The 10,224-nt window shown below is 61.1% G+C and carries 8 protein-coding genes; 1 reads left to right on the top strand and 7 read right to left on the bottom strand.

Going from position 1 to position 10,224, the window contains the following annotated elements:
* Positions 1-52: 52 nt before the first annotated feature.
* The 7 genes from LC531_RS21055 to LC531_RS21085 all read right to left on the bottom strand — a co-directional run bounded on the left by LC531_RS21055 (position 53) and on the right by LC531_RS21085 (position 9,641).
* A complete protein-coding gene (locus LC531_RS21055) occupies positions 53-2,428 on the bottom strand; it encodes a peptidylprolyl isomerase (protein WP_223653806.1) in 2,376 nt (791 codons plus the stop codon).
* A gap of 230 nt (positions 2,429-2,658) precedes the next feature.
* The gene (locus LC531_RS21060; RefSeq protein ID WP_223653808.1) at positions 2,659-3,075 is read right to left on the bottom strand and encodes an ATP-binding protein; all 417 of its coding nucleotides are present in this window, start codon (positions 3,073-3,075) and stop codon (positions 2,659-2,661) included.
* Between the two features lie 85 nt (positions 3,076-3,160).
* Complete coding sequence (locus LC531_RS21065; protein WP_223653810.1) at positions 3,161-3,490, bottom strand: STAS domain-containing protein; 330 nt, start codon at positions 3,488-3,490, stop codon at positions 3,161-3,163.
* Between the two features lie 21 nt (positions 3,491-3,511).
* On the bottom strand, positions 3,512-5,617 hold the full coding sequence (locus LC531_RS21070; RefSeq protein WP_223653812.1) for a SpoIIE family protein phosphatase: 2,106 nt from the start codon (positions 5,615-5,617) through the stop codon (positions 3,512-3,514).
* Positions 5,618-5,852: 235 nt separating this feature from the next.
* Positions 5,853-7,331, bottom strand: a complete 1,479-nt coding sequence (gene guaB / locus LC531_RS21075; RefSeq protein WP_223653814.1) for an IMP dehydrogenase — start codon at positions 7,329-7,331, stop codon at positions 5,853-5,855.
* A 425-nt stretch (positions 7,332-7,756) separates the two neighbouring features.
* Positions 7,757-8,608 carry an FRG domain-containing protein gene (locus tag LC531_RS21080; protein ID WP_223653816.1) on the bottom strand — a complete coding sequence of 284 codons (852 nt, stop codon included), beginning with the start codon at positions 8,606-8,608 and terminating at the stop codon, positions 7,757-7,759.
* A 178-nt stretch (positions 8,609-8,786) separates the two neighbouring features.
* Complete coding sequence (locus LC531_RS21085; RefSeq protein ID WP_223653818.1) at positions 8,787-9,641, bottom strand: oxidoreductase; 855 nt, start codon at positions 9,639-9,641, stop codon at positions 8,787-8,789.
* A 177-nt stretch (positions 9,642-9,818) separates the two neighbouring features.
* On the opposite strand from LC531_RS21085, the gene LC531_RS21090 reads away from it, so the two are divergent.
* A partial coding sequence (locus LC531_RS21090; protein ID WP_223653820.1) for a hypothetical protein occupies positions 9,819-10,224 on the top strand: 406 nt, incomplete at its 3' end.

Below are 10,224 nucleotides of genomic sequence, written 5' to 3' on the forward strand. Positions count from 1 at the left end.
CATCGCGAGCTTACAAAGCAATGACGAACATTTTAGTTAGAAACCAGGAATCTCACTTCGTCACTAGCTTATTCACTTCCTCTTCGTTCACCTTCACCAGATATTCCTGGCGCAGCTGCTCAATCCACTGTTTTTCGAGGTAGTTCTGGTAATCGCTGGTGGCTTGGCCGCGGGCGTCTGCCAGGGCCTTAGGACCTGGGGACAGGCTCTGCCGCACCATAACGGCGTAGTAACGGCCATCGCGTTGCGTGGGGTAGGTGCCGGGCGCGCGGGTCAGGTAGTCGTCCATCACTTTGTTGTCGCCCTTCTGGAAAGTACGCTGCTGAACCTGCACGGCCAGCGGGTTTTGCTGGTTGAGGCTGGCTTCGAGGGCGCTGGGCGAGTTGCTGAAGAACGCCACGCGGGTGTCGCCGGTGGCCGTTGGGGCCGACTTAGTCGGCGCGAGGGTCAGTCGGTCGCGCTCAATTTTGCCGGTTGTAGCCAAGTACTCAATTACCGCCGCAACGCGCTGGCGAGCCAGCGCCGCGCTTTCACCCCGCCGGATGTGGCCGGCCACGGTCACGCTCAGCGCCGTGTCCTGGGTTAGGCGGCGGGCCACATCGTCGAGCACGGCCGAGCCGTTGCTGGCGGCGGGGGTAGGCGTGCCGAGCTTGAAGTGAACCAACGCTGAGCCGGTTTTACCCACCACGGCGAAGCGGCCGGTCGGCAGCTCGCGCTGGGCGCGGGCCAGCAGCTTAGGAGAGGCCGCCGAAATAACCGCGCCCTGCACCCGCTGCCCAAACTGGTAATTAACCTGGTTAGCTGCGAAGAACTTCTTCAGGCCCGCCGTATCCTCAATGGCCTTGCTCCACACTTTCTGGTCCATAAGCTGGAAGAGCAAGATGCCATCGCGGTATTCTTGCACTAGCATCCGGTAGTCCTCGTACTTGGCGGGCAGGTGGTCGCGCTCATAGTCGGTCAGGCTCTGGTCTACGTACTGGTCGTAGAGCTGCTGCATAGCAAACTCGGGCGCGGCCGTGGGGCGCGGGCGCTGGTGCTGCTGCGCGAAGGTCAGGAAGCTGGCCACCGGGTAGGGCTGGCCCATAATGGTAAACAACGACAGCTTGTCGCCACCCGCCTGCGCCGTGCGCTTTGAGGCTTTGGCCCCACTGGTCGTCATGGTGGCAGGGTTAAACTTGTAGCGGCCGTGCACCAGGGCGGTATCGGCCTGGCCGAACGCCAGGGCTTTCGCGGCCGGAATCTCCCGGAACTGGTCCTCCTGCCGGATGCGCTTCAAGAACGCCGCTCGGTTCAACTCCGAGCGCGAGTCCTTGCCCACCTTGCTCTTAAGCGTGGGCTCCAGGGTAGCGAAGGGGGGTAGGGGCTGCTTTTCCACCAGCTTAATAATGTGCCAGCCGTAGGGCGTTTGCACGGGTGGTGCAATGTCGCCGGGCTTTTGCAGCTTAAAGGCCACTTCCTCAAACGCAGGAATCATGCGGCCGGTGCCGAAGGGCGGCAACTCGCCGCCGTTGGGGGCCGAGCCGGCATCTTCCGAAAACTGAGCTACGAGCTTGTTCCAGTTTTCGCCTTTGCGCAGGCGGGCATACAGCTCGTCAATCTTTTTGCGGGCGGCCGCCGAGTCGGCCTTTGGGGCATGGGGCGTCACGCGCACCATCAGGTGGGCCACCTTGATTTCACCTTGCGCCGCCCGCCGGTCATTCACTTTGATAATGTGGTAGCCAAAGCGCGTGCGAATGGGCTGGCTCACCTGCCCCACCGGCGTGCGGTAGGCCGCCGACTCAAACGGGTACACCATCTGCATGGCCGTGAAATAGCCAAGCTTGCCGCCGTTTTCCTTGGCCGAGGGGTCCTCGCTGGTGGCGCTCGCCACGGTGCCGAAGTCCTCGCCGCCGGTCGTCACGCGCTGGCGCAGGGCCTCGATTTTCTGGTAAGCGGCCAATGTATCGGCCGGAGCCGCGTCGGGTGCTACTCTTACCAGAATGTGCGAGGCGTTGATTTCCTGGCTCATGCGGTCGTAGGCTTCGTGCACGAGCTGGTCGGTTACGCCCTTCTCGGTGAGGTAGGGCTGGGCCAGCTGCTGCTTATAGCCGTCCAGCTCGCGCCGGAAAGCCTGGGTGGTATCGAGGCCGTGCTTTTCGGCATCCAGCACCTTCAGCCGGAAGTTGGTGTAGAGCGTGAGGTAGTCCGTCACGCTGGCGCGGGTGCCGTAGTCGGCGGCGGTAGCGTTGTTCTTTTTATATACGTAGGCAAACTCGCGAGCCGGCACCTGGTAGGTGCCCAGCGTTTCGATAGCCGGGCCCGCCGCGGGCACGGCCATTGCTTGGCCGGCGGGGAGGGTAGCAGCAGTAGTAGGCTTGCTAGTTTGGCAGGCAGCCAGCTGAAGTAGCGCGGCGGCCGCGGCACCAGCCAACGGAAGTCGGGAAGACATAGACGAAGAAGAGGGGTACTGACCAGAAAAACGCCAAACGCGAAAACGCGGCATTTCGGGCACAATGCTGGTGCAATTTTACGAAGAAAATAGCGGCCGCTACGCGCACCTCGCTACGCGACCCCTCCCCGGCCTCTGCCTCATAGGTAGGCAGCAGCCCCTAAGCCGGTGCCCTACCCCCCCCCAACCGCACGGATGCGCTAGTATGGCGGCTTTGTACTAGTTAAAAACTACGCTAACTCTTTGCTTAAATGGCAGACCGTATGCGAGTTGCGTTCAAAAAACTCTACCCGGTCCATGATGCGCGATACCAGGGCCATACCCATGCCGCCCTTGCGGCCTTCCTGTATGTAGGCGCGCAGGTCGGGGGTAGCGACCTTGCCAGCGGGCAAAAACAGCGTGTTGCCGTGGTCCTCAATCTCAATATCGAGTCGCTGGCCGGCCAGCACCAGCAGCAAATCCAGAAACTGGTTGGCGTCCTCGCCGTTGGCGTGGATAATAAAATTGGCCACTACCTCATCTACGGCCAGCACGACCTGATTTACCATCAGGTCGTTGCGATGCGCCGTTAATAAAAACCCGCGCACAAAGTCGCGCACCTGCTGAAGGTTCTGGCGCGAGCATGTGATGCGGATATGGTCTTGCATAACAGTTAGTAAGCTAGTGAGCTAGTGAAATGGTGAATTATCATTAAATAGAACTCACTAGTTCACTAGCTCACCAATTCACCGATTAGGCGGCCTGAGCTTCCTGCTCGCTGGGGACGATGGTCATCAGCGAGTCTAAACCTAAAATTTCAAATACGTTGAATACTTTTTCTTGCATATTGTAGAATACCAGTTTTACCTGAGAATCCTGCAAGCGCTGCAGGTGCGAGATGAAAACGCCCAGTCCGGCTGAAGAGATGTAGCTAAGACGCTGACAGTCAATTAGTACTTTTTGATAAGTAAGTAAATCAGGCTTATTGAGTTCGGTGTCGAGCACCACGGCGGACGAGGCGTCCAGCTCTCCGTCCAGGATGAGCGTCAGGGTAGTGTCGTGGGGTTGGGCGGTTACTTTCATAATAGGCTCCATACGGTGGAGCTAGACCTGGGGTTGAGACGCTTTGAACTTGATAACGAGCAGCGTCTGGTCGTCATGCAGGGGTAAGCCTTTACTAAATTCCTGCACATCGTGCCGGATATACTGATTAATTTCCTCCGCGGATTGGTAAAAGCACTGCTCCAACATTCGGGCCAGGCGTTCTTCGCCATATTCGTCGCCCTCGCCGTTGCGGGCCTCCGGGATGCCATCGGTATAAATCACCATCACATCGCCGGGATTGTAATCCCAGAACTGGTTCTTGACGTGCCGTCCGTAGCTGTCATCGCGCAGGATACCCAGGCCTAGGCCCTCGCTGCGGAAGTAGCTAACCTCTTCTTTAATAGAATGATAATAGAGCGTGTGGCAGTGCCCGGCGCGGGCAAAGCTGAAGCCGCCCGCCTCGTAGTCAATCAAGTAGAAAGAAGCCGTGATGAACGACGAGCGCTCCAGGCAATGGGTAAGGGCCTCATTGGCGAGCACCATAAAGCGGTGCGGGTCAGGGTAGCGGTCGCGGTCTTTTTTGGCCAGCGGGTTGGGCTGCATCAGGGCGTGGAAGATGCCCTTCATTTGGGCGGTGTGAAAGGCGGCCGTGACGCCCTTGCCCGACACGTCGCCAATTAGCACGGCCAAGCGCTGGCCCGGCAGGTGCAGAAAGTCATAAAAATCACCCCCTACTTCCTTCGCGGCCTGCGCGTAGGTGCTGATTTCAAACCAGTTATCGGTGGGTAGGTGCTTCGGGATGAGGCGCTCCTGCACTAGCGCCGCAATGCGCAGCTCGTCTTGCGCGCGCTGGCTCACGCGCGCCTCCTGGGCCAGCTGCAGGTTTTCGAGGCTAAGGACGGTTTGGGTCGTGAAGGTGTGCAGGATGCTGAGGTCTTCGGGGTCGAAGCCGCCCAGCTCATCCTTCAGCAGCACCAGCACGCCGTAGTCGTGGGTGGGGCTGCGCAGGGCCAGCACGGCCGCCGAGCGGTAGGGCCGACTGAGGCCGGCAAAGCGTTGCGAGCGCAGCAGGTCGTTGTCAATAAACTCCGTTTTTTCGTCGCTCAGCAGGGCCGCGAGCTGGGGGCGCATCGCTGCCAGGTCGGCCTCAGTCAGCTCGTGGGCGAGTGGGGCGGGTAGGGGGCCGGCCTGGTCGGTGGGCTGCAGCTGAGCATCGAGCCAGGCCGCGTTGGCCCGGATGGTTTGCACGGCCGAAGTAAACAAGGCGTGGTAGATTTCGGGGGCCGTTTGGCCGCGCTGAATAATCTGGCTCAGCTGCTGCAAGCTCAGGATTTCGGCTCGCCGCTGCTCATACACGTCGGCAATGGGCAGGTTGAAGAGCGTAACCAGCAGCCCCGCCACGGCATAAAACACTGCGAAGAACGAAGCCAGCACCAAAAATGCCTGTTGTGTGGGCGGCACCAGCAGCAGTGAATTGGTTTGCGCCCCGCGCAAATACTGTAAAAACACGAGCAGGAAGGCCAGCACGCCCAATTGCAAAAAGATGGCCTGCGCCTTCTGGCCTTGGCTGAGGTAAGCCACCCAGCGCTGGTGCCCGCTCAAATACACCCCAAACACCCCTAAAGCCAGCATGCTGCCGACCTGTAAAAAATCGGGTAACTGCCAGGGAATGAGCTGTAAGAGCAGCGTAGCGCCCAGCAGTAGCTCGAACGCCAGCCACTCGCGGCGCAGCTTGCCACTGCTGCGAAAGCTGACTAGCGCCCGCCATGAATACAGCGTTTGGGCCAGTAAGAGAATAAACAGCCCCAGGCTAATCGTATACGTGGTGGCCGACAGACTATTACCCGGTAGCGCGAGCACGCGCGCCGCCCGCAGCCGCTCCAGCGCCAGCAGGGCCACCAGCCCGGCCGTGAGCACCAGGCCCCGCCAGAACAGGCGGCGCAATACGGCTATAAACCCGTGGCCCCGCAGGGCCTCGGGCTGCAACCGGGCATACAGGAAAATACTGGCCGCAAAGCCACCCTGCGCCGCCAGCAGCAGCCAGCGTGGCCAGTCGGGCGGCAGGCCCAGCACGGCCCGGCCCTGGCTCAAGCTGCCGAGCAGCAGCATGAGCCAGCACAGGCCGGCGACTACCAGCAGCCAGGCAGCATGGCGAAAGTTGGGCATAGATTACGGAAAACAAGAACTTGGCAAAGCAACCCGTCTGCACCTCTCCGACTGCTATTTGCTGCTCAAAGCAAAGCGCAAAACTACGCGCTGATTAGGGGTTTTGAGTTCTTGGCTAAAGACGTTCGTCCTGGCGAGCGTAGTGCGGCAATCGCGTCAGAACGACCGGCGTGGGTATCGTTCAGGTGCGATTGTTTCGCGCTGCTCGCCAGGACGAACGTCTTTAACCAGGAAATTACCGACTGGAGTAATTCGGAGCTTCGCGGGTAATCTGCACGTCGTGGGGGTGGCTCTCGCGCAGGCCGGCCCCGGTGATGCGCACGAACTGCGCCGCTTGCAGAGCCGGCAGGTCGGGCGCGCCCACGTAGCCCATGCCGGCGCGCAGGCCGCCCGCCATCTGGTACAGCACTTCGCCTACCCCCCCTTTGAAGGGCACGCGGCCCACGATGCCCTCGGGCACGAGCTTCTTCACGTCGTCTTCGGCATCCTGGAAGTAGCGGTCTTTCGAGCCGTCCTCCATCGCTTCCACCGAGCCCATGCCGCGGTAGGTCTTGTATTTGCGGCCTTCGTAGATAATCAGCTCGCCGGGGGCCTCCTCGGTGCCGGCCAGCAGCGAGCCCACCATCACGGCGGCGGCCCCGCCGGCCAGCGCCTTCACAATATCACCCGAAAACTTGATGCCGCCGTCGGCCACTACGGTCGCGCCAGTGCCGGCTACCCCCTGCGCTGCTTCCAGCACCGCCGAGAGCTGCGGCACACCGATGCCGGCGATGATGCGGGTAGTACAAATTGACCCAGGCCCTACCCCCACTTTTACCACCTCAGCCCCGGCTTCGGCCAGGGCGCGCGCGCCAGCGGCGGTGGCTACGTTGCCGGCCATCACATCGAGCTGGGGGTAGTGTTGCTTCACGAGGCGCACGGCATCGAGCACACCCTTGCTATGGCCGTGGGCGGTGTCGATACTGATGAGGTCCACGCCGGCTTCGGCTAGGGCGGCTACGCGCTGGAGCAAGTCGGCGGTAACGCCTACGGCCGCGCCTACGCGCAGGCGGCCCTGGCCGTCTTTGCTGGCCTGGGGCGAGCGGCGGCGCTTGCGAATGTCCTTGTAAGTCATCAGGCCGGTGAGGCGGCCTTCAGCATCCACCAGGGGCAGCTTATCCACCTTGCGGTCTTGCAGCATGTCCTCAGCCGCTGCCTGGTCGATGCCGGCGGGGGCAGTCACGAGGCGGTCGAGCGGCACCATCACCGTAGTTACGGGCGCGGTGAAGTCTTTCTCGAAGCGCAAATCGCGACTGGTGAGGATGCCTACCAGCCGGCGGTCGGCCTCCACCACCGGAATACCGCCAATGTTGTGCTTGCGCATCAGCTGGCGGGCATCGGCCAGGGTGGCGGTGGGGGGTAGGGTAAAGGGGTCCTGAATGAGCGCCGACTCGCTGCGCTTGACGCGCCGCACCTGCTCGGCCTGCTTATGGATGCTCATGTTCTTGTGCACGATGCCCAGGCCGCCGGCCTGCGCCAGCGCAATGGCCATGTCGGCCTCCGTCACGGTGTCCATTGCGGCCGATAGCAGCGGCAGGTGCAAATAAATGCGGGGGGTAAGCTGGGTGCCGGGATTGCAGTCGCGGGGGAGCACCTCCGAGTAAGCGGGCAGCAGCAGTACGTCGTCGTAGGTCAGGGCCTCGAAGGCGATTTTGGGGGTGGCGGGGTCGGCCATAGCAACAGGGGGTTTAGCAGAAAACCTTATTGCCAGACAAATATACGGTGCCCCGGCGCGCAACCCGGCCTCGGCCCAACCCTGAAGGTCCGATTGCCGTTTAGGGACTCCAAAAAACAGGTAGTGTAGGGGCAAAAAAAGACTCGCCCCAAGCGGGACGAGCCTTTCCAACAGGTTCCTTTTCCACAAGAAAACCAAATTTTTGCACCGGCCAGGCCGGTGTGATGCGAGTGCCGAAGCGCGGAACAAAGTACCGCTGCCCAGCTTGCCACCCAAGCGGGCCGAGGAGCCTTTTTGGATGTATTAATTGGTAGTGCAAATTTAGTGCAACTTTTTGGCCGAGGCATGATTATTTTCGCCCAATGTGCCATTATCCTCGCTGAATGTCGGCCGGAAGTTACTGAATAGAAGGTGAGTAAAAAATCTTAGCCAGGTAATTCCGCCCCCTCGCCGGTGGCGGGGCGGCCCCGCGCCGAGGAGTAATGTCGCAGCAGCCAACTACTGAGGCCGCCCAGGCCCGGCATTAGTACGCGCTCCGTAATGTTGGCCTGGTCGAGCTTATCGCGCACTTCCCACTTGAGGCGGGCGGGCAGGCGAATGCGAAAGTACAATTCGGGGTGCTGGGCCAGCCAGGTGTGCAGCATAGCCTCGGGGGTGCTCATGAGCGAAAAAAGGGCATACTGGTGCACGATGCGCGCATCAAGTGAGGGTGGCTCCAGAAACAACACGAAGGGCTCGGCTTGCAGCTCGGCCAGGTCGCGCAGGCCGGGTAGGGCGGGGGCCAGCAGCTCGGTGGTGAACACGTTGGAGCCCTCGCTGGCCAGCGCATCGCGCAGGCGGGGCGGCAGGTGCTCGGCCGCCTTCACGTAGTTCAGGGCCCAGATAATGCCATCCTGGTGGTAGGCGTGCAGGTCGTCGGTGGCGAAGTGCAGGGCCACGTAGGGCGAGTACGTCCAATCGAGCAGGCGGGTGGGCAGGCCGTGGTGCTGGGCCAGGGCCAGCCAGTCCCAGATAGTGGCGCTGGGCGGGGTAGTGGTGTCGCGGGCGTACTTGCGGAAGTTGCGCAGCAGGTGGTGCTCCAGCTCCGGGTAGCTGCCGCCGAGGCGCTGCAAGCTGGTACTCAGCGAGTAGCCGAAGCTACGCATGCCGCGGTACACGAATGGTGAGCGGTAGCGCCCCAGCCGCGCATCCCAGGTTTCGTGAAACAACAGGTCTTGCAGCTGCTGCCAGCTCTCGGCTTCAAAATCGTTGGGGGCAGGCGGGGTAGCAGTGGGCATAAGGTGAAGATACGGCTGGGGGTAGCGTGGCTTAGGCTATTCTGATTAATAAAGAACGTCAGGCTGACGATAAGAAGCATCTTACTCGCATCGTTGGAATTACTATCCCAATGGCGTGAGCGAGATGCTTCCTATCGTCAGCATGACGTTCTTACTTATCCTAAAATCAGCTACTTAGCTAATTCGGAAAATCGGCTCCGTTACCGATGTGAGCGTACTGCTCCACTTCCTGCTTTATCTCGGTAAATTTATCCAGGGCGCCCTTCACGGCTGCTTTGCCGAGGGGTAGGTGCAGGGGCGGGTTATCCATTCGCACGAGGTCGAACATGGCCTGGGCGGCACGCGCGGGGTCGCCGGGCTGCTGGCCGCTGTACCCCTGGATATTGGCCATATTCTGGCCGGCCGTGGCTTTATAATCAGCAATTTTGGGCTCGATGAAGGTAGCCGAGCGCCCGGCCCAGTCGGTGCGGAAGCCGCTGGGCTCCACGTTGGTCACCTTAATGCCGAGCGGCCCCACCTGCTGCGCCAAGCTCTCACCGATGCCTTCGAGCGCGAACTTGGAAGCATTGTAAATCCCTACCCCCGGAAAAGTCTTCAACCCCCCAATGCTGGTGATGTTGATAACGTGGCCACTGCGGCGCTCGCGCAGGTGCGGCAATACCGCCCGCAATACGCGCAGTGGGCCAAACACGTTCACGTCGAACTGCCGCTGCACTTCTTCATCGGGCACCTCCTCAATGGGTCCCAGCGAGCCGTAGCCCGCGTTATTCACCACCACGTCGAGGTGGCCCAGGGCCTTGATGGCGGCGGCCACGGCCTGCTGCACGGCGGCTTCATCCACCACATCGGCCACCAGGCCGATGCCGTTTTCGCCGGCCTGGCTGGTGAACTCGTCGGCCTGCTGCTGGTGGCGGAAGGTAGCGGCTACTTTGTCGCCCTGGGCGAGGGCCAGCTCGGCCAGGTGCTTCCCAAAACCGGTGCTGACACCGGTAATAAACCAATGCTTGGTCATAATAATCAAAAAATTAAGCACGAAAACCGTGTGAGGTAAGACGCGGCCGGTGGGTCGATTGTTTGGCTTGGTTTGGAATACCCGTTTTTTTCCGAGCTTTCCCGCGCCGCGTGGCTGCTTGGCCCTGACCCGGTTCCGGGCGTTACATTTGGCGGGAGACCTCAGAGAAAAAGCTAACGTTTACCGCAGATAATCAGCATGATAAATCTAAAATTTAGTACCCGCTACCTGCTGCTGGCCGCCTGCGGCGTGGTGATGAGCTGCGCCCCCGCCCGCATGGCCACCCCCACTACTGATACTTTACCGTCAAATGCTTTGCAGCCTCTAGGCCGCTATCAGCTCACCGGCGCGGGGCAGCTGGAGCTGATAAGCTCGGCGGTGCACTTCGGCTTCACGTTTGAGGGCAAAGAGTGCCAGCTTTTCGCTTCCCTACCCAGCGGGCAGAGCCACAATTACCTGCAATACGAGCTGGATGGCACCTACCAGAAGCGCCTGCGGGTGGAGGGCGGCGCGGCCGCGCCGCTAACCATCGCGGCCCCCGCGGCGGGCCGGCATACGGTGTGGATTTACAAAGCCACCGAGGCCCACACCGGCCCCATTGACA

It is taken from the genome of Hymenobacter psoromatis, assembly GCF_020012125.1.
GTDB lineage: Bacteria > Bacteroidota > Bacteroidia > Cytophagales > Hymenobacteraceae > Hymenobacter > Hymenobacter psoromatis.

What these genes read in the sequence shown, in the direction of transcription:
- LC531_RS21065 (WP_223653810.1), bottom strand. Translation starts at nt 3,490, where the DNA reads ATGAAAGTAACCGCCCAACCCCACGACACTACCCTGACGCTCATCCTG.
- LC531_RS21070 (WP_223653812.1), bottom strand. Translation starts at nt 5,617, where the DNA reads ATGCCCAACTTTCGCCATGCTGCCTGGCTGCTGGTAGTCGCCGGCCTG.
- LC531_RS21055 (WP_223653806.1), bottom strand. Translation starts at nt 2,428, where the DNA reads ATGTCTTCCCGACTTCCGTTGGCTGGTGCCGCGGCCGCCGCGCTACTT.
- guaB (WP_223653814.1), bottom strand. Translation starts at nt 7,331, where the DNA reads ATGGCCGACCCCGCCACCCCCAAAATCGCCTTCGAGGCCCTGACCTAC.
- LC531_RS21060 (WP_223653808.1), bottom strand. Translation starts at nt 3,075, where the DNA reads ATGCAAGACCATATCCGCATCACATGCTCGCGCCAGAACCTTCAGCAG.
- LC531_RS21080 (WP_223653816.1), bottom strand. Translation starts at nt 8,608, where the DNA reads ATGCCCACTGCTACCCCGCCTGCCCCCAACGATTTTGAAGCCGAGAGC.